General features: G+C 60.5%; 21 protein-coding genes and 3 pseudogenes. 13 read left to right on the forward strand and 11 right to left on the reverse strand.

The window, feature by feature from the left end; all coding sequences use genetic code 11:
* Positions 1-42 precede the first annotated feature (42 nt).
* Together recQ and dnaG are read right to left on the reverse strand one after the other, a co-directional pair.
* Complete coding sequence (recQ, locus tag AC1DMK_RS05655; protein WP_477857629.1) at positions 43-1,899, reverse strand: DNA helicase RecQ; 1,857 nt, start codon at positions 1,897-1,899, stop codon at positions 43-45.
* Positions 1,899-3,881, reverse strand: a complete 1,983-nt coding sequence (gene dnaG / locus AC1DMK_RS05660) for a DNA primase (RefSeq protein WP_037058551.1) — start codon at positions 3,879-3,881, stop codon at positions 1,899-1,901. The genes recQ and dnaG overlap by 1 nt, the downstream gene beginning before the upstream one ends.
* A gap of 692 nt (positions 3,882-4,573) precedes the next feature.
* Between dnaG and AC1DMK_RS05665 the strand changes: the two genes are divergently transcribed.
* On the forward strand, positions 4,574-5,452 hold the full coding sequence (locus tag AC1DMK_RS05665; protein ID WP_477857631.1) for a hypothetical protein: 879 nt from the start codon (positions 4,574-4,576) through the stop codon (positions 5,450-5,452).
* Here AC1DMK_RS05665 and AC1DMK_RS05670 read toward each other — a convergent pair whose 3' ends face one another.
* Positions 5,453-5,905, reverse strand: a complete 453-nt coding sequence (locus AC1DMK_RS05670) for a GatB/YqeY domain-containing protein (protein WP_037058896.1) — start codon at positions 5,903-5,905, stop codon at positions 5,453-5,455.
* Positions 5,906-6,176: 271 nt separating this feature from the next.
* On the opposite strand from AC1DMK_RS05670, the gene carA reads away from it, so the two are divergent.
* Together carA and AC1DMK_RS05680 are read left to right on the forward strand one after the other, a co-directional pair.
* Positions 6,177-7,382, forward strand: coding sequence for a glutamine-hydrolyzing carbamoyl-phosphate synthase small subunit (gene carA, locus AC1DMK_RS05675; RefSeq protein ID WP_037058897.1), 1,206 nt, complete (start codon positions 6,177-6,179; stop codon positions 7,380-7,382).
* Between the two features lie 139 nt (positions 7,383-7,521).
* Entirely contained in the window at positions 7,522-7,950 is a 429-nt protein-coding gene (locus AC1DMK_RS05680; protein WP_477857634.1) for a GFA family protein, read from the forward strand.
* Between the two features lie 78 nt (positions 7,951-8,028).
* On the opposite strand, the gene AC1DMK_RS05685 is transcribed toward AC1DMK_RS05680, so the two are convergent.
* The 3 genes and pseudogenes from AC1DMK_RS05685 to AC1DMK_RS05695 all read right to left on the reverse strand — a co-directional run.
* Entirely contained in the window at positions 8,029-9,417 is a 1,389-nt protein-coding gene (locus tag AC1DMK_RS05685; protein ID WP_037058553.1) for an MATE family efflux transporter, read from the reverse strand.
* Positions 9,418-9,543: 126 nt separating this feature from the next.
* Positions 9,544-10,806 (reverse strand): TCR/Tet family MFS transporter, encoded by a 1,263-nt coding sequence (locus AC1DMK_RS05690; protein ID WP_477857636.1) that lies wholly within the window; start codon positions 10,804-10,806, stop codon positions 9,544-9,546.
* Between the two features lie 303 nt (positions 10,807-11,109).
* A pseudogene (locus tag AC1DMK_RS05695) lies at positions 11,110-11,232 on the reverse strand (helix-turn-helix domain-containing protein); the annotation flags it as partial.
* 108 nt (positions 11,233-11,340) lie between these two features.
* Between AC1DMK_RS05695 and AC1DMK_RS05700 the strand changes: the two are divergent.
* Positions 11,341-12,336, forward strand: coding sequence for an aldo/keto reductase (locus tag AC1DMK_RS05700; RefSeq protein WP_477857637.1), 996 nt, complete (start codon positions 11,341-11,343; stop codon positions 12,334-12,336).
* A gap of 41 nt (positions 12,337-12,377) precedes the next feature.
* On the opposite strand, the gene ypfJ is transcribed toward AC1DMK_RS05700, so the two are convergent.
* On the reverse strand, positions 12,378-13,292 hold the full coding sequence (gene ypfJ / locus AC1DMK_RS05705; protein WP_037058558.1) for a KPN_02809 family neutral zinc metallopeptidase: 915 nt from the start codon (positions 13,290-13,292) through the stop codon (positions 12,378-12,380).
* Positions 13,293-13,369: 77 nt separating this feature from the next.
* Entirely contained in the window at positions 13,370-13,858 is a 489-nt protein-coding gene (locus AC1DMK_RS05710) for a DUF2306 domain-containing protein (protein WP_477857639.1), read from the reverse strand.
* A gap of 103 nt (positions 13,859-13,961) precedes the next feature.
* Here AC1DMK_RS05710 and AC1DMK_RS05715 point away from each other — a divergent pair, with 103 nt between their 5' ends.
* The 5 genes from AC1DMK_RS05715 (at position 13,962) to AC1DMK_RS05735 (ending at position 19,955) form a co-directional block, all read left to right on the forward strand.
* Positions 13,962-14,735 carry a LytTR family DNA-binding domain-containing protein gene (locus AC1DMK_RS05715; RefSeq protein WP_477857713.1) on the forward strand — a complete coding sequence of 258 codons (774 nt, stop codon included), beginning with the start codon at positions 13,962-13,964 and terminating at the stop codon, positions 14,733-14,735.
* An 80-nt stretch (positions 14,736-14,815) separates the two neighbouring features.
* Positions 14,816-15,844, forward strand: coding sequence for a zinc-dependent alcohol dehydrogenase family protein (locus AC1DMK_RS05720; protein ID WP_037058564.1), 1,029 nt, complete (start codon positions 14,816-14,818; stop codon positions 15,842-15,844).
* Between the two features lie 170 nt (positions 15,845-16,014).
* Positions 16,015-19,503, forward strand: a complete 3,489-nt coding sequence (gene carB / locus AC1DMK_RS05725; RefSeq protein ID WP_477857641.1) for a carbamoyl-phosphate synthase large subunit — start codon at positions 16,015-16,017, stop codon at positions 19,501-19,503.
* Positions 19,504-19,509: 6 nt separating this feature from the next.
* On the forward strand, positions 19,510-19,683 hold the full coding sequence (locus tag AC1DMK_RS05730; RefSeq protein WP_477857642.1) for a DUF4258 domain-containing protein: 174 nt from the start codon (positions 19,510-19,512) through the stop codon (positions 19,681-19,683).
* 95 nt (positions 19,684-19,778) lie between these two features.
* Entirely contained in the window at positions 19,779-19,955 is a 177-nt protein-coding gene (locus tag AC1DMK_RS05735) for a DUF2283 domain-containing protein (RefSeq protein WP_477857644.1), read from the forward strand.
* Here AC1DMK_RS05735 and AC1DMK_RS05740 read toward each other — a convergent pair.
* Together AC1DMK_RS05740 and AC1DMK_RS05745 are read right to left on the reverse strand one after the other, a co-directional pair.
* Positions 19,938-20,521, reverse strand: a pseudogene (locus AC1DMK_RS05740) (UdgX family uracil-DNA binding protein); the annotation flags it as partial. The gene AC1DMK_RS05735 and the pseudogene AC1DMK_RS05740 overlap by 18 nt on opposite strands.
* Before the next feature lie 2 nt (positions 20,522-20,523).
* Positions 20,524-20,868, reverse strand: a pseudogene (locus tag AC1DMK_RS05745) (putative DNA modification/repair radical SAM protein); the annotation flags it as partial.
* Between the two features lie 249 nt (positions 20,869-21,117).
* Between AC1DMK_RS05745 and greA the strand changes: the two are divergent.
* The gene (gene greA / locus AC1DMK_RS05750) at positions 21,118-21,594 is read left to right on the forward strand and encodes a transcription elongation factor GreA (RefSeq protein WP_037058569.1); all 477 of its coding nucleotides are present in this window, start codon (positions 21,118-21,120) and stop codon (positions 21,592-21,594) included.
* A 6-nt stretch (positions 21,595-21,600) separates the two neighbouring features.
* Positions 21,601-22,677 carry a glycosyltransferase family 4 protein gene (locus tag AC1DMK_RS05755; RefSeq protein WP_477857646.1) on the forward strand — a complete coding sequence of 359 codons (1,077 nt, stop codon included), beginning with the start codon at positions 21,601-21,603 and terminating at the stop codon, positions 22,675-22,677.
* A gap of 66 nt (positions 22,678-22,743) precedes the next feature.
* Here the strand turns inward: AC1DMK_RS05755 and AC1DMK_RS05760 are convergent, their stop codons facing one another.
* A complete protein-coding gene (locus AC1DMK_RS05760) occupies positions 22,744-23,211 on the reverse strand; it encodes an Lrp/AsnC family transcriptional regulator (RefSeq protein ID WP_037058899.1) in 468 nt (155 codons plus the stop codon).
* A gap of 230 nt (positions 23,212-23,441) precedes the next feature.
* Between AC1DMK_RS05760 and trxB the strand changes: the two genes are divergently transcribed.
* Together trxB and AC1DMK_RS05770 are read left to right on the forward strand one after the other, a co-directional pair.
* The gene (gene trxB / locus AC1DMK_RS05765) at positions 23,442-24,416 is read left to right on the forward strand and encodes a thioredoxin-disulfide reductase (protein WP_037058571.1); all 975 of its coding nucleotides are present in this window, start codon (positions 23,442-23,444) and stop codon (positions 24,414-24,416) included.
* 23 nt (positions 24,417-24,439) lie between these two features.
* Positions 24,440-25,336: a LysR family transcriptional regulator VtlR gene (locus AC1DMK_RS05770; protein ID WP_037058572.1), complete on the forward strand. Its 897-nt coding sequence runs from the start codon at positions 24,440-24,442 to the stop codon at positions 25,334-25,336.
* Positions 25,337-25,569: the final 233 nt, after the last annotated feature.

A 25,569-nucleotide genomic window follows, 5' to 3' on the forward strand; every position in this document is an offset into this window, starting at 1 on the left:
GACAGGCGCAACCGAACTCCTGGAAAACGCAAGGCATGCAGACTAGTCGTCGTACCCCAGGACCACGTCCAAGAACGCATCGCCGTAGCGCTCCAGCTTCGACTGACCGACACCCGATATACCCAGCAGCTCTTTGTGTGTACGCGGCCGCTCCGTGGCGAAGGCGATCAGCGTCGTATCCGGGAAAACGACATAGGGTGGCACTCCGAGCGATTTGGCGATTGCCGTGCGTTCGGCGCGCAGCGCCTCGAACAGCACCCCGTCGGCACCGGAGAGGACAGATCGACGCTCGGCTTGCGCCGTCTTCTTGGTCCGACGTTCGGAAGCCGGACGATCCTTGCGGAAAAACACCTCGCGTTCGCGCTTGAAGACCGCCCGGGCTTCCGGTTCTAGCTTCAGGGCACCGAATGCGCCGTGATCGACGCGGATAAGCCCCATGGCGAGCAGCTGGCGGAAGACCGATTGCCATGTCCGCGACGGAATGTCTTTTCCGGCGCCAAAGACCGGCATCGTTGCGTGACCAAACCGCTCGGTCTTTTCGTTGACGTTGCCGAGCAGGACGTCGACCACATGTCCCGTTCCGAAGCGCTCGCCTGTGCGATAGATGGCGGCAAGCGCCTTGATCGCCGTATCCGTGCCGTTCCAGGTCTCGACCGGCTTCAGGCAGGTATCGCAGCCGTTGCAATTGCCCGCAGAGGTCTCTCCGAAATGCGCAAGGATCGCCTGGCGGCGGCAGGAGGCGGTCTCGCAGATGGCCAGCAGCGCATTGAGCTTGGAGCGCTCCACGCGCTTGATCTCGTCGGCAGCGTTGCCTTCGTCGATCATGCGGCCCCGCTGGATCACGTCGGCCATGCCGTAGGCCATCCAGACCTCGGACGGCAACCCGTCGCGCCCGGCGCGGCCGGTTTCCTGATAGTAGGCCTCGACGGATCCCGGCAGATCGAGATGCGCGACATAGCGCACGTTCGGCTTGTCGATACCCATGCCGAAGGCAACGGTCGCAACAAGGCAAAGATCTTCCTCTTTCAGGAAGGCATCCTGATTGGCATCGCGAAGCGCGCGGTCCATCCCGGCATGATAGGCCAACGCCCGGATGCCCTGCGTGTTCAACCATTCCGCCGTGTCCTCGACCTTGGCGCGCGACAGGCAGTAGACGATGCCGCTGTTTCTCTTGTGTCCCGAGAGGAACCGCAGCAACTGCTGGCGCGGCTGATCGCGCTCGACGATTTCGTAGCTGATGTTCGGCCGGTCGAAGCTGGTGGTGAAAACTCTGGCACTATGCAGACCCAGGCGCTCCACGATGTCGTCGCGCGTGTGCGGATCGGCGGTTGCCGTCAGCGCGATGCGCGGCACGCCGGGATAGTGTTCCGCAAGTTTGCCGAGTTCGCGATATTCCGGCCGGAAATCGTGTCCCCACTGGGAAACGCAATGCGCCTCGTCGATGGCAAACAGCGCGATCTTCGAATTGCCGATCGTTTCACGGAAGCCATCCATCAGAATGCGCTCCGGCGTCACATAGAGAAGGTCGAGCTTGCCGGCTGAAATCGCCCGGCGAACGTCTATGAACTCCTCTCGCGACAGGGAAGAGTTCAGCGCCGCTGCGCGAACGCCAAGCTGCTTCATCGCCTCCACCTGATCGCGCATCAGCGCAATCAGCGGCGAGACGACAATGCCGAGACCCTCACGGCACAGTGCCGGAATCTGGAAGCAAACCGACTTGCCCGCTCCGGTTGGAAACAGCACCACGGCATCGCCGCCGGAAACGACATGCTCGACCACCTGCTGCTGCTTGCCGCGAAAGGCCGGGTAGCCATAGACGCGATTGAGGATGTCGATCGGCGAACGCTCCGCGCCGAACAGCGCATCCCCGGCTGAAAATGCCGTTTCCATTCCTTGCATCAGTGGTTCGCTGCCTTTTTGACCCGGCCGGAAAGCACGCCGAAGCCGTCGACGATGGCTTCCTGGTTCTCAAGCCTCAGTCCTTCGAAATGGACTTCTTGCAGCGCCCGCATCAACTGGTCGATTACCTCGCCGTTTCCAGCTTCCGTCGCCTCGGCGATCTCGCGCTCGAGTTCGATCTTGTGCCAGCGCAGCGCCTTGGCGCGCTTGTGGAAGGCAAGCGCCTGGCGATATCCCTCACGGGCATCCTCCATCGCCGCCTCCTCGGTGGCGATCCACAGGCGTGCATTGCGGATCTGTTGCTCCAGGCTCTGGATCAGCTCGGCAAAGCCAAGTTCCTCCAGGCGTTCGATCAGGTATTCCCGTGTCAGATGCGGCGCGGCAACGGCAGCAGCGGCGCCCAGCATGCCGGACCACAGCCTCTGGAGCTCCCGGCTATCATAGTCGATGGAGGCAATCTCGTCGTACTCGTCCTGCATCAGCGCCGGATGATTGACGACGGTGAGCGCGAGCACGCTCTCCCGCAACGCCGGTACGTCCTGATGGCCGCGGACAAGCCCGGAACGTGCCAGGCGCTCGGAGATGCCGCCGGTGACGCGCGCACCGCGCGGACCGTCGTTCCCCCGCCCTTTGTTCTGGCCGCCACCGCGCTCGAAATTGCGTCGTTCATTGCTGCGATTTTGGAATTGCGGCTGGAAGAAACCGTTCAACCGGTCGCGCATGTCCTGCTGGTAATGCCGGCGGACGTTTTCGTCGGCGATCACAGCCACCAGTTGCTTCAGCCGAGCCTCAAGCTCCGCCTTCGCCTCCGGCGTTTCGAATTTGCCGGTGTTGATCTCGCGGCCCCAGATCATCTCAGCCAGCGGCTTCGCCTGGCTCATCACCTTGTCGAATGGCGCACGCCCCTCGTTGCGCACGAGATCATCGGGATCCTTGCCGTCCGGCAGCAAGGCGAAGCGGACGGTGCGACCCGGCTTGATATGAGGCAATGCAAGGTCCGCCGCACGATTTGCCGCGCGAATGCCGGCGCCGTCGCCGTCGAAGCACAGCACCGGCTGCGGCGTCATTCTCCACAGCAGCTCGAGCTGGTTTTCGGTAAGCGCGGTGCCGAGCGGCGCAACGACGTTTTCAATGCCTGCCTGGTGCAGTGCGATCACGTCCATGTAGCCTTCGACGGCGATGATCGTGCCATCGCCGTTCGCGCCCTGCGCTGAACGCCGGGCACGCGTGAAATTATAAAGCACATTACCCTTGTGGAAGAGTTCGGTCTCGTTCGAATTCAGATACTTGGCGGGCGCATCCGGCGACATGGCGCGGCCGCCGAAGGCGATGACCTTCTCTCGAGACGACAGGATCGGGAACATGATGCGGTCGCGGAAACGGTCGTAGGACACCGGCACCTCGGGCCCGTGAACGACCAGCCCGCACGCCTCGATCTGCTCCTTGGGAACACCCTTGCCGGCCAGAAACTCCTTCAATGCGTTACGGCTGTCCTGGGCAAAGCCAAGTCGGAAGGTTTCGATCGTCCGCCCGGTCAGCCCGCGGTCGCGCAGATAGGCCCGCGCCCGCGCGCCATTCGCGGTCTGCAACTGATCCTGGAAGAACTGCGTTGCGAGCTCCATCACGTCGAGAAGCGAGGTGCGCTCCTTCTCGCGCTTTTCCATGACGGGATCGGCAATCGGCATCGCGACGCCCGCCATGTCGGCGATCTGTTGCACGGCCTCCGGGAAACTCAACCCCTCCAGCTCGGTCAAGAACCTGAAGTGATCGCCTGTCACCCCACAGCCGAAGCAGTGATATCGACCCTTGCGGTCCTCGCAATGGAAGCTCGGTGATTTCTCGCCGTGGAACGGACAGCATGCCCAGTAGTCGGCGCGCGATACGTTGGTCTTGCGCTTATCCCAGCTCACACGGCGGCCGATCACGTCCGAAATCGGCACGCGGTCGCGTATCTCGTCGAGAAAGGAATTTGAAAAGCGCATCTAAACCTCTTGGCTAATCTCCATATAGGCAAGTTCGCCGGCGCACGCCACGACCTTTGCCTCAAAGGCCCGCTATTCACAGGTTAGCCGGCATATCGCGGTTTCGCGTGCGCCAGTCACTCTTCAACAATGCGTGACCGGCAGCTGCGACATGGGTGCGACAACAACGTTTCCTGCGACGTCTTGGACCACAACTCAGCCATCGAGGCTACTCAGTCAGTATAGCCACAAAATGCTCAAACGGATTTATAAACAACACCTTGACCGTCGTCTTTGGAATGCGCCGCAGTCCCTGCAACAAACGGGAACCGCGAGCGCCGCCACACTTAAGGCAACCACTGCGGCCAATTATTATTTTTTTGTAATTTGAATCGCATGCCGCATCGCAATAACTTCCAATTCGACAAAGCGATCCCCGAGCGAGGCACCATCCCTACCCCCGGCGCCGCCTCGCGAGGGTGCCTTTGCGAATATCCCGTTGGCTTGGGTTTTAACCCTGCGTAGCCAATCGGAAGCAAAGAGCAAGAAGGCAGGAGCTCCCCCAGCTCCTGCCTTCTCTAATTTCAGCTTATGGTTTCACCTTTTGGCTGCCTGGCGGCCATTTGTGCAAATATCACTCATGTTTTGCCGAAGAAAGCAATTGACAGCCGCTATGGCCATGTCCGATGAAGGCGGCCCACTGGTATGGTTGCATGCCCCACAAAGTCGAAGATTTCCTGAAAAGTGACGCATTCTTTGCAGCAGTGCTTCACTGTGCGCAAGAAATGCTGGCGATCTATCGCGAAAGTCCGAGAATCGCCTCTATCTTCGCGGCGCAACAGCGCTGGCTGATGGCGCATAGCGGCTTTGCACTTCACTACGGCTATCCCGGTGAGCCCAGGGTTGCTCTCTATTCAGGCCGTTTCATCAGCTTTGTGGTCAGCCACAAGATTGCAAGTCGCAACACGGCCGCAGCGTTCATCCAGGAAATGCTCGCCTATCGCTTTCTGCGATCGATCGAAAGCGCTTTCGACAAGCGCACGCGACTGCTGGAGCCGACGGAAACCGCCGAGGAGCATTTTTTCAAGTGGCTCGCCACTCATCTTGCCATTCTCGACCATCTGGATGGCGGCAACCGCCTGGAGCAGACGATGGCGGACCCCCTGGCCTTTCCGCGGATCCAGCCGCTGATCGCCAAGGCCATCATCGACAGCGACGCGGTGCGCGACCCCGGTGCGACATACAATCTTTTCAATTGGGCCAGCTCCGGTGGTCTCGTGATGGACTATTTGATGAGCCGGATCTCATCGTTCGACCGCACGTCCGAGCGCGTCGAGATCGGCACGCTATCGCTAAAGGACATCCGCGACCAGTTCATGATCTCGAACACACATCTCAAGCGCCTGCTGACGCAGGCTGCCGAGATGGGGAGCATCGGGTGGGAGCTGCCGCACTATAAAGGCAAGGTCTGGCTGTCCCGCGCCTTCGTCATGGAATACTGGGGCTACCAGGCGGCGAAATTCGCCGTTGTCGATACCGCCGCCGAAGCGGTGCTCGGGCCCACGATCACGAGGGCCGCGAGACTAGGCTGATCAGTTCAGCAATTCCTTGACGGCACCCGAGGCCCTGGAGAAATCCATCTGGCCGGCATAGCGCTCTTTCAGAACCGCCATAACCTTGCCCATGTCCTTCGGACCGGCAGCACCCGTCTCGGCTATGATCGCCGCGATGTTGGCACGCATGTCGGCCTCGGAAAGCTGCTTCGGCATGAAGTCCTGGACGACGGTGATTTCGGCGCGTTCCTTGGCCGCCAGTTCCGGGCGCGCATTCTCTTCGTAGATCTTCGCCGATTCGTCGCGCTGCTTCACCATCTTGGCAAGGATCTGCAGGATTTCGTCGTCGCTTGCCTGTTCCTTGCCGGCGCCGCGATTGGCGATATCCCGGTCCTTGACGGCAGCCTGAATCAGGCGAACGGTCGAAAGCCGCTCGGCATTCTTGGACTTCATCGCATCCTTGAGGGCGGCGGCGAGTTGATCGCGCAACATCATAATCACTCCTGTTTGAATGCCGCTTCATAAACCAGACGAATGCGTGGGATCAAATAAATTGCAAGAATCCCGACAGAAAGCGGGAGAAAACAGGCTTTATCTGCGGTACTAAGATTGACCTCTGGAAATAGCGTGGCTATTTACCGCCACCTGCACCAAAATTCGTGATCAGGCCTGACAGCGCGTGCCTTGCCGCGCGCCTATGCTTGCAAACCAAATGGCCGGCCAGCGTTGCCCAAGGACGTGTGGCTGCCGGAAACGGATGAAGATGACCGCGACAGCACCCTGGACAACCGAAAAGCCCACCGCCCTGCTCGTTCTGGCCGACGGCACCGTCATCGAAGGTAAGGGCATCGGCGCGACCGGTAAGGTCCAGGCCGAAGTGGTCTTCAACACCGCGCTCACGGGCTATGAGGAGATCATGACCGATCCCTCCTACCTCGGTCAGATCGTCACCTTCACCTTCCCGCATATCGGCAACATCGGCACCAATGACGAAGACATCGAAGACCTGACGCCGGCAGCACGCCACGGCGCGGTCGGCGTCATCTTCAAGGCCGACATGACCGATCCGTCCAACTTCCGCGCCGTCAAGCATCTCGACACCTGGCTGAAGGCACGCGGTGTCATCGGGCTCTGCGGCGTCGACACCCGCGCGCTCACCGCCTGGATCCGCGAGAACGGCGCACCGAACGCGGTGATCGCCCACGACCCGAACGGCGTCTTCGACATCGAGACGCTGAAGGCCGAGGCCAAGGCATGGAGCGGCCTGGAAGGCCTCGACCTCGCCAAGATCGCTTCATCAGGTCAATCCTCGCAGTGGTCGCAGACCCCGTGGATCTGGAACGAAGGTTACGGCGAACTCAAGGCCGAAGATGCCAAATACCACGTCGTCTGCCTCGACTATGGCGTCAAGCGCAACATCCTGCGCCTCTTTGCCGGCCTCGACTGCAAGGTGACCGTGATGCCCGCGACGGCAAGCGCCGAAGATGTGCTCGCGATGCAGCCGGACGGCATCTTCCTGTCCAACGGCCCGGGCGACCCGGCCGCAACCGGCGAATATGCCGTGCCCGTCATCCAGAAGCTGATTAAGACCGACATCCCGGTCTTCGGCATCTGCCTCGGTCACCAGATGCTGGGTCTGGCGCTGGGCGCAAAGACGGAAAAGATGCATCAGGGCCACCACGGCGCCAACCATCCGGTGAAGGACCACACGACGGGCAAGGTCGAGATTGTTTCGATGAACCACGGCTTCGCTGTCGACACGAAGTCTCTGCCTGATGGCGTTGAAGAGACTCACGTTTCGCTGTTCGACGGCACCAATTGCGGCCTACGCGTCGCCGGCAAGTCGATCTTCTCCGTGCAGCACCACCCCGAAGCATCCCCCGGCCCGCAGGACAGCCACTATCTCTTCCGCCGCTTCGTCAACTTGGTCCGCGAGAAAAAGGGCGAAACGGCCCTGGCGGAGCGTTGAGCCTCCCCTCGCTGGATGCGGGCGCAGCTTTGAACTGAGAATACGGAAAAACCGCTTGCAGCAGATCGTTGCAAGCGGTTTTCTTTTTGACGGGTGCCTGCCTGACACCCTGGAAAGAGGTCGCATCGAGGAAAAAACGATGGAGCAGACCGCGAAGGTCCACAGAGGAGGCTGCCTGTGCGGCGAAATCCGCTACGCTATCGCCGGCACTCCCCTGCTGAGTAGCATCTGTCACTGCCGGACGTGCCGCAAGATTGCCTCGTCCCTGGCTCTTCCGTTCGTGGGTTTTCCGGCGCGAACGTTCGTGTTCGAAAGCGGCGAACCAAGGCGGTTCTCCTCGTCACCTGAGGTCATCAGGACTTTCTGCGGAACATGTGGCTCGCCGCTGACCTACGAGAACAACACGGATCCGGATACCATCGACGTCATGACGATAAGTCTCGACCAAGCGGAGTCCTACAGGCCCACGGATCACATCTGGGTGTCGGAAAGGATCGGTTGGGACATCATCAGCGACGACCTGCCGCGCCATTGGAAGAGCCGTACGGGCGACGGCGCGCCGCGATAAGGCCGCGCTGCACTCGCTCCGGATCTTGGATCGGCTCGATGGTTTCGAGCCGACGGTTTTCACGTCGCGGGGGCCAGCCTATGCATTTCGGCGCATAAGAAGATAAAAACGCCCGCACAGCATCACGGCCGCTGTGAATAGCCCGATCAAAAAGCCCATCCAAATGCCGATGCCGCCAAAACCAAGCGGAAAGGCGAGAGCCCAGGCGAGGAAGAAGCCGATCGGCCAATAGGCAACCAATGCCATGATCATCGGCACCCGTGCGTCCTTGAGCCCGCGCAACAGACCGTTGGCAATCGCCTGAAGGCCGTCGACCAACTGGAAAAGCCCTGCGATGACGATGAGAGGACCGGCATAGGCAAGCACCTGCGGTGCCTGCGCCGAATGCGTATCGAGGAACCAGCTGGCAAAAAACGTCGGCATGACCGCAAACAGCAGGCCGCCGACAGCCGAGATGGCGCCCGAGATGGCAAACACGGCAACGGCTGCCCGCACCAGGGCGACGTGATCGCCCTGACCGTGCGCGACGCCCACCCGAACCGTTGCAGCCTGCGACAGGCCAAGAGGAATCATGAAGGCGATGGACGCCCATTGCAGCGCAATCCCGTGCGCAGCGAGTTCGATCGTGCCGATCCGGCCCATCAGGAGCGACGCCATCGTGAACAGGCTCACCTCGGCAAGAATGGTGACGCTGATCGGCATACCGAGACGCACGACCTCCCAGAAGGCTTTCCAGTCCGGACGCCAGAACCGCACGAAAAGCTCGTAGCGTCGTGTTTCCGGCCTGCTTTGCACATAGGCAAGAATGAAGAAGAAACCCGCCGTTTGCACCACCACAGAAACGATCGCAGCGCCCCTGAGCCCCATTGCCGGCAGGCCGAAGTGGCCGAGCACGAGCATGTAGGCAAAGATGGCGTTCAGCACCAGCATCGCGATCGTCACGTTCAGGATCACCGCAGCTTTGCCAATGGCGCTGACGAGTGCCCGCATGACGTTGTAGAGAAGCCCCGGCAGCACGGCGAACTGCCCGATCACGATATAGCTGTGCGCAAGTGCCGCGACCTCGGGCTTCTGGCCGGCAGCAAGGAGGATTCTCTCGGAGTTGAAGAAGGCCGGCAACATCAGGACCCAGAAAGCCAGAACGACCCAAAGCCCCATGCGCAGCGACCGGCGCACGCTAACGACATCGCCGCGCCCGTAGGCCTGCGCCACCATCGGAATGACGGCAATCGAAAAGCCGGACCCGAAGACGAGAATGGTAAAGAGAAACTGCCCGGCAAGGACCATCGCCGCCAGATGCTCGGCGCCGAGCCGTCCGACGATCATCACATCCGTCGTGTTGATGCCGAGCTGGGCAAGTTGTGCACCGATCAGCGGAATCCCGAGCGCCAGCGTTGCGCGGATGTGCGCGCCCCAACGGTTGTCAGTTTTCGGCGCCCGCCTTCCCGCGTCGATCGGCGTGTCCATGTCCAAATTCCTGTGATTTCAATCGCTGACGGCCATGATGCAGCGTCAGGCATCGCGACGATGTAGACGAAAATGGCGCAAATAAATACTCAAAAACATGCAAATGATGAAAAATTCATCATCACATCATGAATTCTGATGGTTCACCGCGCCAGCTGGTCCAGCACTTGCGKACTTCACGGTACGCACCCTCAAAAGAAACAGGATGGCGGCGACGAGAATGAAGAGAGCGGCCATCAGATAAGGCGCACCGGCGAAGCTGACGGGCGCATCCGGACCGGTGAAATGGCCAAACATCTGCGTGAAGATAAGAGGTCCGATGATCGTCGTGATACTGCTGAGGCTCGTCAACGCCCCCTGCAGTTCACCCTGCGCCGAAGGCGGCACCTTGCCGGCGGCAATGCTGCGAAGCGGCGGATCGGCCACATTTTCCATGACGGTGAGCACGATCACCGCATAGACCATCCAGCCCTGCCAGGCAAAAGCATAGCCTGTCAGACCGACGACCGAGAAGCACAAGCCCATCACGGCGGTTTTCCGTTCACCGAGAACAGGCACGATCTTCGGCAGCACGACGCCCATGACGAACGCCGCGCCGATGCCATAGATGCCGAGCGAAAGCCCGATCTGGCCCTCGCTCCAGCCGTAGCGATAGGTCGAGACGAAAGACCAGACGGCGGGATAGACCGCATGCGCCAGCCAGAAAAGGAACATGACCGCGCCGACCCAACCGATGCCGGCATAATTGCGCATCTGCTTCAGCGCACCCAGCGGGTTGGCACGCTTCCACTCGAAGACACGCCGGTTCTTCTCGTCCAGCGTTTCCGGCAAGAGGAAGCAGGCGGCGACGAAATTGGCGAAGGAAACCGCAGCAGCCCCGTAGAACGGCACGCGCGGGCCGAATTCGCCGAGAAAGCCGCCGATCACCGGGCCGATCGTAAAACCGACGCCGAATGCGATACCGATCAAGCCAAAATTCTTGGCGCGATTCTCGTCATTGCTGATGTCGGCGATGTAGGCGGAGCAGGTCGCAAAGCTGCCACCGCTCAAACCGGCAAGCATGCGGCCGACGAACAGCATCCAGAAGCTGGTGGCGACCGCGCAGATGAGATTGTCGATCGCAAACGTCAGCACTGACAGAAGCAGAATGGGGCGCCGGCCGAAACGATCGCTGAGGTTGCCGAGAAAGGGTGCAAACAGAAACTGCATCCCGGCATAGACGACGAGCAACCAGCCGCCATCGAGCGCTGCATCGCTGACGGAGCCACCCGTCAACTGCTCTAGATAGACGGGCAGCACCGGCATGATGATCGCGATGCCGATCACATCCAGAAACAGAATCATGAAGACGAGGAAGAGGCCGCGACGAACGAATTTCGGATCGAGCATGAGATATCTCTACAGCGTGTTGTTTCTGGAAAGACGATCTCGTCGCCGGGAATGTTACATATCCCAAGCCATTAAACGAAACAATACGTGAACATTTCAAATCTTTTGATAGGGCTACGAGTTATGTTGATCGAATAACGGAACAAAAGGCGCACCTAACCGGTATTCCGGTGCTCGGCCTGGACGAAATCCACAAAGGCACGCAGCGAGGACGGCATGTGCCTGCGGCTTGTATAATACGGAAGCGGACCCGAAAACGCGTCAGCCAACCCTCGAGAATGGGTACGAGCACACCAGCTTGCGGCGCCGCAGCATATCGCTAAGCGACGCAGCGGAAACCCCGCGCTTGCGCGCTGCCGTTCGAAGGCTGCGCTTCCTTGCCACGGCGGTGAAAGCATCCAGATCATTCAGAGGCAGATCGTCCATTGTCCATTTTCCCGCACAGGCTGTTCGAAATATATCGGATTGTCGCACAACGCGGCACGCATCAAACCGAACTCGAGACGCAACGCAGCGTCCGTCAAGGAGAGCGAAATGCAGATCTATCGTTTGGGGCAGACCGGCCCTCAAGTCTCGGCCCTCGGTCTCGGTTGCATGGGTATGTCCGGCATGTACGGTCCGTCGGACCGCGCCGAGAGCATCGCGACGATCCATGCCGCCCTCGACGCCGGGATCAATCTGCTCGATACCGGCGATTTTTACGGCATGGGCCACAATGAGATGTTGATCGGCGAGGCCCTCAAGGGCCGCCGCCGCGACGACGCTGTCATCAGCGTCAAGTTCGGTGCCCTACGCGACCCGGAGGGCGGCTGGGGCGGCTACGATTCCCGCCCTGTGGCGATCAAGAACTTTCTCGCCTACACGCTGAAGCGCCTCGACGTCGACTACATCGATATCTACCGCCCTGCCCGGCTGGATCCTGACGTGCCGATCGAGGAAACCGTCGGCGCAATCGGCGACATGATCAAAGCCGGATATATCAGGCACGTCGGCCTGTCCGAAGTCGGCGCCGAGACGATCCGGCGGGCGGCTGCCGTCCATTCGATCTGCGATCTGCAGATCGAGTACTCGCTGATCTCCCGTGGCATCGAGGACAAGATCCTGCCGGCCTGTCGTGACCTCGGCATATCCGTTACCGCCTACGGCGTTTTGTCTCGCGGGTTGATCAGCGGTCATTGGCAGAAAGGCCAGGGCAACAGCGTTGGCGATTTCCGCGGCATCAGCCCTCGTTTCCAGGAGGGTAACGTCGACCAAAACCTCGCCCTCGTAGAGGAACTTCGCAAGATTGCCGATGCCAAACGCGTTTCCGTCGCCCAGGTTGCGATAGCCTGGGTCGCAGCCCAGGGAAAAGACATCGTGCCCCTCGTCGGCGCCCGCAGTCGCGATCGTCTGACCGAGGCATTGGGATCGCGCGCAGTCGAACTGTCAGCCAGCGACATGACAGCGATTGATCGTGCCGTACCCAGAGATTCGGCCGCAGGCAGCCGCTACCCCGCCGCGATACTCAAGCACATGGACAGTGAAAATTGAAATGCAGTCCGGCCTCGTCAGATCGAGGCCGGTTATCGCGGTCAAACTGGCCCGGAGAAGGTGTCGCATGCCGACAGCTGGCCGCTGTCGAAGCCCCGCTTGAACCATTTGGCACGCTGCGCCGATGTGCCGTGATTGAAGCTCTCAGGGACGACGTAGCCCTGACTTCGCTTCTGCAGCGTGTCGTCGCCGATCTTTTGGGCGGCATTCAGCGCCTCTTCCAGGTCACCGGCCTCGAGAATACCCTTCTGCTGGGTAAACTTGCCCCAGATACCGGCAAAGCAATCCGCTTGAAGCTCGACGCGAACGGACATCTTGTTGGCATCGGCCTCGCTCATCCGCTGACGGGCTTCGTTGAACTTCGGCAGGATGCCAAGCAGGTTCTGCACGTGATGGCCGACCTCGTGGGCAACGACGTAGGCTTCGGCGAAGTCGCCGGAAGCGCCGAACTGGCGGCTCAACTGTTGGAAGAAGGCCGTGTCGAGGTACACCTTGTGGTCACTGGGGCAATAGAACGGCCCGGTTGCCGCGGAGGCAAAGCCGCAGGCCGACTGCGTCTGTCCGGAGAACAGCACCATCCGCGGCTCTTCGTAGTCGCGCCCCATGGATTTGAATATGCCCTGCCACGTATCCTCCGTCTCGGCCAGGACCGTTCGCATGAACGCCGTCATCTCGTCGTTGGCAGGCGGCTGATCTCTGGACTGGCTTTGTTCGTAGCCTGGACCGCTGACAGATCCTCCATCCAGGACCTGCATCAGGTCTATGCCCATCGCCTTGAGAATAAAGTAGATGACCACCAGAAATATGATCGTGCCGATGCTAAGGCCGCCGCCGCGCCGTCCCATACCGCCGCCGGATGGAAAGTTGAAGCCTCCGCCTTGGCCCAATCCACCCATGGAAGGATCATTGCGACGATCCTCGACGTTGTCGGACTGACGCCGGCCTTTCCATTCCATGATGCTCTCCCCGGCGATGCCCACGCATGCTCTTCGCAGGGTTAATATATCCGTCGACGAGACGAATTCCAGCCGTTTCATGCAAGGCGTTTCCTGCGCATGGAGTGGAAGACGATCAAAGCGAGAACGAGCAGAATGAACAGCGCGACGGGAGCGCCCCGCCACACGCTGCCGCTGAAGGCGACAGCGTACATGATACGACCCGGCACGAACGTGAAGAGGCCGGCAACGACGATGCCGCCGAAATAGAGGCTTCTGACGATGCGTCGATGCGTGCGGATATCGCGCCGCCTGGCCGCAGCAATTGCCTGCCAGCTGCCGAAAAGCGTTGCGATGGAAAGAAGGTGAATGGGGCTGAAGCCGTAGAACAGATCAAGCTGATGGATGAAGAAGCTCGATAGCGCCGTCACCACCATAAGTGCCAACCACACCCTGCCGAGGAATCGATGAAACAGCGTGCCTTTCGGTCGCAGAAGAATATAGGCGCCGAGCAGCGCTGCCGGCGTCACGGCAGCAAGATGGATTTGAATGGCAAGCGGTGCATCGAAAAGCGGCTCGAGGGTCATGATTGGGTATTCCGGTTGAACTTGCTCGCTCTTTCCGCCATGAATTTTCCGCTCTCAATTCGAATGGCGCAAACGGCAGGAAAACTTCGTGGATCACACCTTCATGCAATCCACGCTTCGCCAATTGCAGGTCTTTATCCGCTCGCCGCGCTTCTGGGCGACCTTCGCGGCCGTTGTTCTGATTTTCACGGTTACCGGTGCGTATGGCACATCCACCCGCATGAATGCCGGGGAGCGGCTGAGCTATTGGCTGATCGTGCATACCGTCGCCTGGGCAATTGCGATCCTTTGCTCGGTCATCGCCGACGTGTTGTTGCGAGGCACGATCGAAAGCTTGCTCGGGCGCATGATGATCGGATCGATCGCTTCCGCCCTTCCGATCGGCTTTGCCCTCGGCGGCATCGATTTTGCCTTTGTCGGCGTATGGAGCGAGATGGACAACGGTCTTCACCGCGCGCTCTTCGCCATACCGCTTTGTGCGCTGTTCTGCCTGCTGACCTACATGGCGATGCATCAGCGGATTGCCGAAGCTGCCACCCCGGCATCCACTCCATCCGAATCGGCACCCGCGGCATCGATTGTCGATCGCCTCAAACCGCCGAACCGCGGCGCACTGCTGCGGCTTTCCGTTCAGGATCACTACACCGAGGTCGTGACCAGCCGCGGTCGCGAACTGGTGTTGCTCCGGTTTGCTGATGCCCTTCGGGAAGCAGCAGGAACGCCCGGATTGCGGGTGCACCGGTCTCACTGGATTGCCGATGCCCATGTCCAGAGCATCAGACGCGGCAACGGCAGGCTTGTCATCCTGACGCACGACGGCAGCGAAATCCCCGTCAGCCGAAGCTATGCCGAAGACGCGCGCCGCCGTTTCGGTTGAAGAAATTCAAGCAAGCGCTTGACGAGACTCCTCCTTTCGCTCTTCTTGAAAGCCGGGGAGACTGCGGAGGAGCAACGCCGATGAAAGCTGTGCGTCTGGAAGCGACGGGGCAGCTGTTCCTGCGTGATGTCGAAAAGCCGGTTCCAGGGCCGGACGAACTGCTGGTGCGGATCGAGGCTTGCGGCATATGCGGAACGGACCGCCATCTCTTTCTCGGCGAGTTTCCATCCAAACCTCCGGTGACGCTCGGCCACGAATTCGCAGGCCTCGTCGAGGCAGTCGGATCGGGCGTCACGGATTTCCGACCCGGGATGCGCATAACAGGCGACCCGAACATCGCCTGCGGCCGCTGCCCCGAATGCCAGTCCGGGCGCGTCAATCTTTGCCGGAATCTCCAGGCCATCGGCATCCATCGCAATGGCGGTTTTGCCGAATATGTGATCGTCCCACAGAAGCAGGCCTTCGAGCTGCCGGCAGACATTGATCCCTTGCATGGCGCCTTCTGCGAGCCCCTCGCCTGCTGCCTGCACGGCGTCGATCTTGCCGATATCAAACCCGGATCTTCGGTCATTATTCTTGGCGGCGGCGTCATCGGGCTGCTCGTCGTCCAGCTCGCTCGCCTTGCCGGGGCCACCCGCGTCATCCTCGTGACGCGCAACGCGGAGAAGCGTCGCCTCGCCGAGAGCCTGGGCGCGACGGCAACGGCCGACCCGACCTCCGGCGACATCATCGAACAGCTCACCGGCGCGAACGGCTGGCTGCCCGCAGGCGCCGATGCGGTGATCGAATGTGCCGGCGTCGCGGAAACGATCGAACAGGCGCCTTCCCTTGCGCGGCGCGGCGGCACAGTGGTCATCCTTGGCGTCATGCCGCAGGGCGTGAAAATCACAATCGAGCCCTTCGACCTGCTCTTTCGAGAGATCAAGCTCGTCAATTCGTTTCTCAACCCCTTCACCCACGGACGTGCAGCCGACCTGATCGCGTCCGGAACGATCAGAATCGCCCCCCTTATTTCCCGATGCATCGGCCTCGGCGAGGCCACCGAAGCCGTCGGCAACCCGGCGCCTCCGGGAGAGATTCGCGCACTTGTGGTGCCGCATCTCGCATAGGCCGGAAAGAACCCTGCGATTCCTGTCGATTCCGCAAATTATGGGGTTCCGTTTGCAAAAACATTTGCCTATAAGCCGCTTCTAGCCTGAAAAGACCATCATATGCGCGACCCGGCCGGTGCTTCCCACCCTGGCCGGCTTTCTGCGCAGCTAGAAAGTGGAAAACGCCCATGCCGAAGCGCCAAGACATCAAATCGATCCTCATCATCGGCGCAGGACCGATCGTCATTGGCCAGGCTTGCGAATTCGACTACTCCGGCACCCAGGCCTGCAAAGCGCTGAAGGAGGAAGGCTACCGCGTCATCCTCGTCAACTCCAACCCGGCAACGATCATGACCGATCCGGGCCTCGCCGACGCGACCTATGTCGAGCCGATCACGCCCGAAGTCGTCGCCAAGATCATTGCCAAGGAACGCCCGGATGCGCTTCTACCCACCATGGGTGGCCAGACCGCGCTGAACACGGCGCTGTCGCTGAAGCGCATGGGCGTGCTCGACCGCTACAATGTCGAGATGATCGGCGCCAAGCCCGCCGCCATCGACATGGCTGAGGACCGCGCCCTGTTCCGCGAAGCCATGTTCCGCATCGGCCTCGAAACGCCGCGCTCGATGCTGGCCAACGCCACCGATATCAAGGATCTGGACCGCAAGACGCACGAGGCCGAGCGCAACAAGCTGAAGGAAAGCCTCTCGGGCGCGGATCTGGACAAAGCGCTGGATGCGCTCGAGAACGAATGGAACCTCGGCGAAACCGACCGCAAGCAGCGCTATATCAGCCATGCCATGGCGATTGCCGCCCAGGCGATCGACGTCGTCGGCCTGCCGGCAATCATTCGCCCCTCCTTCACCATGGGCGGCACCGGCGGCGGGATTGCCTACAACCGCTCGGAATTCTTCGAAATCATCGGAGGCGGTCTCGACGCCTCCCCGACCACCGAAGTGCTGATCGAAGAATCGGTTCTCGGCTGGAAGGAATATGAAATGGAGGTCGTCCGCGACAAGGCGGACAACTGCATCATCATCTGCTCGATCGAAAATATCGATCCGATGGGTGTCCACACCGGCGACTCGATCACCGTGGCGCCGGCGCTGACCCTGACCGACAAAGAATACCAGATGATGCGCAATGCCTCGATCGCCGTCCTGCGCGAGATCGGCGTTGAAACAGGCGGCTCGAACGTGCAGTTCGCCGTCAACCCGAAGGACGGCCGCCTCGTCGTCATCGAAATGAACCCGCGCGTTTCGCGTTCGTCCGCTCTGGCATCCAAGGCGACCGGCTTCCCGATCGCCAAGGTCGCAGCCAAGCTCGCCATCGGCTACACGCTCGACGAACTCGACAACGACATCACCGGGGGCGCGACGCCCGCCTCCTTCGAGCCGTCGATCGACTACGTCGTCACCAAGATTCCGCGCTTTGCCTTCGAAAAGTTCCCGGGCGCCTCGCCTGTTCTCACGACCGCGATGAAGTCCGTCGGCGAAGTCATGGCGATCGGCCGCACCTTCGCCGAATCGCTGCAGAAGGCGCTACGCGGCCTCGAAACCGGCCTGACAGGCCTCGACGAGATCGAAATTCCCGGCGTCGAAGAAGGCGAAGGCAGCCAGAACGCCATCCGCGCCGCCATCGGAACGCCGACGCCGGATCGTCTGCGCATGGTCGCCCAGGCGCTGCGCATGGGCATGAGCCCGGAAGAAGTGCATGAAGGCTGCAAGATCGATCCGTGGTTCATCGCCCAGTTGAAGGCGATCGTCGACATGGAAGCGCGCATCCGCGAGCACGGGCTGCCGGCCGATGCAACCAACCTGCGCACCCTGAAGTCCATGGGCTTCTCCGACGCCCGCCTTGCGACACTGTCAGGCAAGCGCCCGAAGGAAGTGGCGGAACTGCGCAACAGCCTGAACGTCCGCCCGGTGTTCAAGCGCATCGACACCTGCGCCGCCGAATTCGCCTCGCCGACCGCCTACATGTATTCGACATACGAGACGCCATTCGTGGGCAGCGCGCGCTCGGAAGCCGACGTTTCCGACCGCAAGAAGGTCGTCATCCTCGGCGGCGGCCCGAACCGCATCGGCCAGGGCATCGAGTTCGACTATTGCTGCTGCCACGCCGCCTTCGCCTTGAGGGATGCGGGCTATGAAGCGATCATGATCAACTGCAACCCGGAAACGGTCTCGACCGATTACGATACCTCCGATCGCCTCTACTTCGAGCCTCTGACGGCCGAAGACGTGATCGAGATCCTGCGTGCTGAGCAGGAAAAGGGTGAAGTCGTCGGCGTCATCGTGCAGTTCGGCGGCCAGACGCCGCTGAAGCTTGCCGAAGCGCTCGAGAAGAACGGTATCCCGATCCTCGGCACAGCACCCGATATGATCGATCTCGCCGAAGACCGCGACCGCTTCCAGAAGCTTCTGATGAAGCTCGACCTGAATCAGCCGAATAACGGCATTGCCTATTCCGTCGAGCAGGCCCGCCTTGTCGCGACCGAAATCGGCTTCCCGCTGGTCGTTCGCCCGTCCTACGTGCTTGGCGGCCGCGCCATGCAGATCATCCATTCGGAGAGCATGCTGCAGACCTATCTGCTCGACACTGTTCCGGAACTCGTTCCCGAGGACATCAAGCAGCGCTACCCGAACGATAAGACCGGCCAGATTAACACCCTCCTCGGCAAGAACCCGCTGCTGTTCGACAGCTACCTCAGCAATGCCATCGAAGTCGACGTCGATTGCCTGTCCGACGGCACCGACGCCTATGTCGCGGGGATCATGGAGCACATCGAAGAGGCGGGCATCCACTCGGGCGACAGCGCCTGCTCGCTGCCCCCGCGCACGCTCTCTTCGGAGATGATCGACGAACTGGAGCGCCAGGCAAGGGCTATGGCCAAGGCGCTCAACGTCGTCGGCCTGATGAACGTGCAGTTCGCGATCAAGGATGGCATCGTCTACGTTCTCGAAGTGAACCCGCGCGCCTCGCGTACGGTACCGTTCGTTGCCAAAACCATCGGTGCACCGATTGCAAAGATCGCGGCTCGCGCGATGGCCGGCGAAAGGCTCGACGCGGCGTTTGCCGCCTATGGCGAAAAGCCGGATCCGCGCAACCTCAGGCACATAGCAGTCAAGGAAGCCGTCTTCCCGTTCGCCCGCTTCCCCGGCGTCGACATCCTGCTCGGCCCGGAAATGCGCTCGACCGGCGAAGTCATCGGCCTCGACACGGATTTCGCGCTAGCCTTCGCCAAGGCGCAGCTCGGCGCCGGCGTCGAACTGCCGCGTGACGGAACGGTCTTCGTGTCTGTGCGCGACGAGGACAAGCCACGCGTCCTGCCGGCGATCCGCCTCCTTGTCGAACAGGGTTTCAAGGTTCTTGCGACCGGCGGTACGGCACGTTTCCTCGCTGAAAACGGCATCAGCGCCACCAAGATCAACAAGGTGCTCGAAGGTCGCCCGCACATCGAGGACGCGATCCGCAACCGCCAGGTCCAGCTGGTCATCAACACCACCGACAGCAACAAGGCGATCTCCGACAGCAAGTCGCTTCGCCGCGCCACTCTGATGCAGAAGGTGCCCTACTACACGACGATGGCCGGCGCCGAAGCCGCCGCTCAGGCGATCAAGGCGCTCAAGGCCGGCAACCTGGAAGTGCGGCCGCTGCAAAGCTATTTTGCCTGAGGATAGATGAGCAAGCCGCTCCGCTACTCGCATCATGCAGAAACGGTGATGCGAGAGCGCCGCCTCTCCAGGCAGTGGGTCGAAACACCTGTCGTTCAGCCAGAATGGATCGAGAGCGATCCGAGCGGAAACGGTCCGGAACGCCGCTTCAGCAAGACTGCAGGGCGGGAAAATCGATAGCTTCGCGTGTTTGCGTGCAAACGGACGACGAAATTCGTATAATATCGGCATTTCTCTTCCGTGGTGCCCGGAGGTCATGAAACCTGCCGTAGAATATGACGCGAGAGGCCGGCGCGGCTTACATTCGGTTTTCGATCGAAGAGGTCTCTGACAGCGCCGGAGTATCCTCCGCAATCATCCTCGATTATGACGGCGATGGCCGAATCGTTGGCATGGAAGTGCTGGGCGCCCGCGCGCATCTGCCATCAACCCGATTAAGCGAGGCCGCCTGAACCAGCGGAATCGCTTTCTCCAAGCATGCTCATAAGCCGCTGAATCTCCATCATATCCTGCCTGAACCGAACCATCTCCTCCGCCTTCAGCCGCTCGTCAGGGATACGCAGCAGATAGGACGGATGTATCGTCACGAACAGCATCCGCCCTGCCGATGCGGGATTGCCTGGCCGCGGATATCGGAGAACCGATGCTTCGTATCCGTCAGCGACGCCAGCGCGGTCGCGCCCATGGCGACGACCAGTTTCGGTTCGATGAGGGCGATTTCAAGGTTCAGCCACCATCGACAATGCGCCACCTCGCCCATGTTGGGCCTCTGGTGGATGCGCCGCTTGCCGCGCGGCTCGTATTTGAAGTGCTTGATCGCATTGGTGACGTAGACCATCTGCCGGTCGATGCCAGCCTCCTTGACCGCCTGATCGAAAACCTTGCCGGCAGGCCCGACGAACGGGCGTCCGGCAAGATCCTCCTGGTCGCCGGGCTGCTCGCCGACGAACATTGTCTGTGCATCCCTCGGCCCCTCGCCGAACACCGTCTGCGTCGCCTTTGCGTGGAGAGGGCAGCGTTGATGCCCGAGGATAAAAACAGACCCTCGATATAGTTCCGGCGATAGAACTCGAGCGTCAGCCAAACCACCTCCTCGGCGGTGAAGCGCACCCTTTCCACATTGCTGGAAGAACGATTGATGCAATAGGCGCAGTCGTAGATGCAGAAATTCGTGAGCAGGATCTTGAGCAGAGAAATGCACCGGCCGTCCGGCGCATAGGCATGGCAGATGCCCGCCCCTTCCGTCGATCCCAGACCGCCGCTCTTCGACGAATCGCGTTTGGTCATGCCGCTGGAAGCGCAGAATGCGTCGTACTTGGCCGCATCCGAAAGGATAGCCAATCGCTCGTCGAGGGACTTCTTCATCCGTATGTTCACTATATGTTCCATCACTAAAGGTCAATCCTGTGCGCTGCCGGCGCACGTTTTTCAAGTTTGGCGCGAAAAGTCGCAGCAGGTTACGGACCCGCTCATTCGAATTTTCTGGAAATCAGCAGCACCGATCTGCTATAAGCTGAGCAGTTAGGTTTGTTGCACGGTTCCGAGGTTCCCCCTCGGGACCTGTTTTCTTTTGTGTCGTCGGCTAAGCGGACACAGGGAGTTAAGGACAGAGAAATGGTTGATAAGGTACCGATGACGCAGGGTGGTTTCGTCAAGCTGCACGAAGAATTGCGCTGGCGTCAGCAGGAAGAACGTCCTCGGATCATCGAGGCGATTTCCGAAGCACGTGCGCATGGTGACCTTTCGGAAAATGCCGAATACCATGCGGCCAAGGAAGCCCAGAGCCACAACGAAGGGCGCATCGGCGAGCTGGAAGACCTGACAGCGCGCGCCGAGGTCATCGACCTCTCCAAGATGTCCGGCGACAAGATCAAGTTCGGCGCCAAGGTGAAGCTCGTTGACGAGGACACCGACGAAGAAAAGACCTATCAGATCGTTGGCGACCAGGAAGCGGACGTGAAGGCTGGTCGCATCTCGATTTCCTCTCCCATCGCGCGCGCGCTGATCGGCAAGGAAGTCGGCGACTCGATCGAGGTCAACGCACCCGGCGGCGCCAAGGCCTATGGAGTGCTCGCCATCAGCTGGGGCTGATGGCGCGTGGCAGATCGCGGACAATCCGCTGTTGTCGATATCAGTGACGTCGAGATCATAGCGCCGAACTTCAAGAAGCGCCTCTCCGGCGTCACATCGACGATCATTCAGCTGATCCCGGTACAGCGGGCGCTCGGTCAACGCATTGCCGCGCTCGGACCGGGATTGCCGTCGGATCTTCCGCATATCCGCTTCCCCGATCTGCTGAAGCTGTGGAGCGCGCCTTCCGGAAGGCAATTCCGCATCTGGCATGCGCGCCGCAATATCGAAATGCTTCCTGCGATCGTCATGCGTGACATTCTACGGATGAAGCTCAAGATCGTCTTCACCTCCGCCTCGCAGCGAAAGCATTCCGGCTGGACGAAGCGTCTGGTCTCAAAGATGGACGCCGTCATTGCCACCAGCGGCAAGACGGCAGCCTACCTCGAAGTGCCGAACACGGTGATACTGCACGGTATCGATACGAACCGCTTTTCGCCGCCCGCCGACAAGGCGCAGGCCAAACGGGATAGAGGCTTTGATGCCGGCAGGAAGATCGTCGGCTGCTTCGGCCGCGTTCGCCATCAGAAGGGCACGGACGTCTTCGTCGACAGCATGATCAGCCTTCTTCCGGATCGCCCCGACTGGATTGCGATCATCGCCGGCAGAGCAACGGCTCAACATCTTGAGTTCGAAACCGGACTGAAGGCACGGGTGGCGGCTGCCGGCTTGTCGGACCGTATTCTGTTCGTCGGCGAACATACCAACATCAACGAATGGTATCGCGCACTCGACCTGTTTGTCGCCCCGCAGCGATGGGAGGGATTTGGCCTGACGCCGCTGGAGGCGATGGCGACCGGCGTACCGGTGGTTGCGACTGACGTCGGCGCATTTGCGGAACTCATCGCGGCCGGAGACGGTGCGACCGGAGTGCTGATCGGGCGCGACGACGTGAGTGCGATGACAGGCGCAGCCGCTTCACTCATGGATCAGGAATCGCGTCTGGCCCGCTACGCCGCCAACGCAAGACTGCACGCAACAGCGAATTTCAGCATAGAGGGTGAGGCAACGAAATTGCGGGACGTCTACGACAGGCTCACTTGAAAAGTCCGCGAGGCAACGGGCACGGGGCAATTCGGCATCTGGCGATACACTCCATGCCCGGTCCCCTCACACCTCGACCAGACCCAGCTTCTTCACTTGCCGGATCGTCAGCATGGTACGTACCGTATCGACATGCTCGTTCGCCGTAAGCACCTCGATCACGAAATCCTGAAAGCGCGTCAGGTTTTCCGCAACGCAATGCAGCAGGAAGTCGCTGTCGCCTGAGACCATCCAGGCCTGTCGCACCAGAGGCCACTGGCCGGTTGCCGCCGCAAAAGCCTTGAGATTCGCCTCCGACTGATGCTTGAGGCCGACCATGCAGAAGGCCACCAGGTCGAAGCCCAGCTTCGGGCTGTTCAACATCGCGTGATAGCCCTCGATGATGCCGGACTCTTCGAGCTTGCGGACGCGGCGCAGGCAAGGCGGCGCTGATATCCCTACCCTGTCGGCGAGCTCCACATTCGTCATGCGACCGTCTGCCTGCAGCTCACGCAGTATCTTTATATCGATGGCGTCAAGTTCGGCGCGGACCAAGCGGGTGCCTTTCTTTAAATTGCTCAAGCCAGCTTCTATATAATGCAGCGCAATTCGCAAGAATGTTTCGCCACAATGACGGAATCTTGCACACCCGGCTGGAATGCCTTGTTGGTAACGCAAGGCTGCCCTTGAATAAAAGCATTGGTCGTTCATAAATGGCGAATGGATCGCCAGACGGCCGCATTCGTCTCTTGGCCGCCGCGTCCTGATAGTTGAAAGGAAATACCATGTCCGCCCGCCACACAAAGGTGCTCATCGTCGGCTCCGGCCCCGCCGGCTACACGGCTGCAGTCTATGCGGCCCGTGCAATGCTGAAGCCGGTGCTCATTGCCGGGATGGAGCAAGGTGGACAGCTGATGATCACGACTGATGTCGAGAACTATCCGGGCTTTGCCGATCCGATCCAGGGTCCGTGGCTGATGGATCAGATGCTGCAGCAGGCCAAGCACGTTGGTGCCGAGATCGTCAACGACATCGTGACCGAGGTCGAAATGAACCAGCGGCCGTTCGTGGCGCGCACCGACAGCGGCCAGGTCTGGACGGCTGATACGCTAGTCATCGCGACCGGCGCCAAAGCCAAGTGGCTCGGCATCGAGAGCGAGCAGCATTTCCAGGGCTTCGGCGTATCCGCTTGCGCCACCTGCGACGGTTTCTTCTATCGCAACAAGGACGTGATCGTGGTCGGCGGCGGCAACAGCGCGGTCGAAGAAGCGCTTTACCTGTCGAACATAGCAAAGTCGGTAACAGTCGTGCATCGCCGCGATAGTTTCCGTTCCGAGAAGATCCTACAGGAACGCCTGTTCTCCAAGGAGAACATCAAGGTTCTGTGGAACACCGAAGTCGCCGAAATCACGGGTACGCCGGCAAAGCCGCCGATGCCGCCTTCCGTGACCGGCGCGCGCCTTCGCGATACCCGCACCGGTGCGGTCAGAGACCTGCCGGTCCACGGGGTCTTCGTGGCAATTGGCCATGCCCCGGCGACTGAGCTTTTCAAAGGCAAGCTGAAATTGAAAGACAATGGCTATATCTGGACGGCCCCCGATTCGACCGCGACCAGCGTCGAGGGCGTCTACGCCGCAGGCGACGTGACGGACGACACGTTCCGACAGGCGATCACAGCAGCTGGTCTGGGATGCATGGCAGCCCTTGAAGCCGAACGATATCTGACGGGCCACATGCCCGTCGCCGTGGCCGCGGAGTAAGATCGGCTATGAGGGGTGGGGGAATGCCATTGGATTGGGACAAGCTGCGTATTTTTCACGCAGCTGCCGAAGCGGGATCGTTCACGCATGCGGCGGACAAGCTGCATCTGTCCCAATCCGCGATCAGCCGGCAGGTCAGCGCGCTGGAGCAGGATGTCGGCACCAAGCTCTTCCACCGCCACGCGCGTGGCCTGATCCTCACCGAACAGGGCGAACTGCTGTATCGCACCGCCCATGACGTGCTGCTGAAGCTCGAAACGGTGAAGATGCAGCTCACCGAAACGACGGAAACGCCGACGGGCAAGCTGCGCGTCACGACGACCGTTGGCCTCGGCCAAGGCTGGCTCACCGACAAGATCCAGGAGTTCATGCAGCTCTACCCCGATGTTCAGATCCAGCTCATCCTCGACAACGAGGAAGTGGATGTGAACATGCGCTATGCCGACTGCGCCATCCGCCTGCGCCAGCCGGTGCAATCCGATCTCATCCAGCGCAAGCTGTTCACCGTGCACATGCACGTCTATGCGGCGCCCTCCTATATCAATCGCCACGGCGAGCCGCAGGCGGTCGAGGATCTGGACAATCACCGGATCATCACCTTCGGCGAACCTGCGCCGAACTACCTGCTTGACGTAAACTGGCTCGAGGTTGCGGGCCGCTCGTCAGACAACAAGCGCATTCCGCATCTGCAGATCAACAGCCAGACCTCGATCAAGCGCGCATGCCTGCTCGGGATGGGTGTCGCATGCCTGCCCGACTACATCGTGGGCCGAGATCCAGGCCTCATCCAGTTGCCTATCAATGCCGACGTGCCGTCGTTCGACACCTATTTCTGCTATCCCGATGAAATGAAGAACGCTGCGAAGCTCAAAGCTTTCCGGGATTTCATCGTAAGCAAGGCGAGAAACTGGAACTTCTAGTTGTTTTTCATCGAAAAATGCAAGCTGTGCAACTGACGCATGTCAGGCATGCACAAAAATTGGTTGCCGTTTGCCCATTTAAGCACCATATCAAACTCAGCTGATGCACATGGTGGCTTTTCCTCCCAGTTCCACCGCATTGGCTGTTCCCCTCTGGAGGTTTAGACCTTCACACCTATAAGGGCCCCGGCTTTCCGGTGGCCCTCTTTTTTTGCCTTGTTTTTTCGCACCGC

Source organism: Rhizobium sp. 05L419 (genome assembly GCF_056397845.1).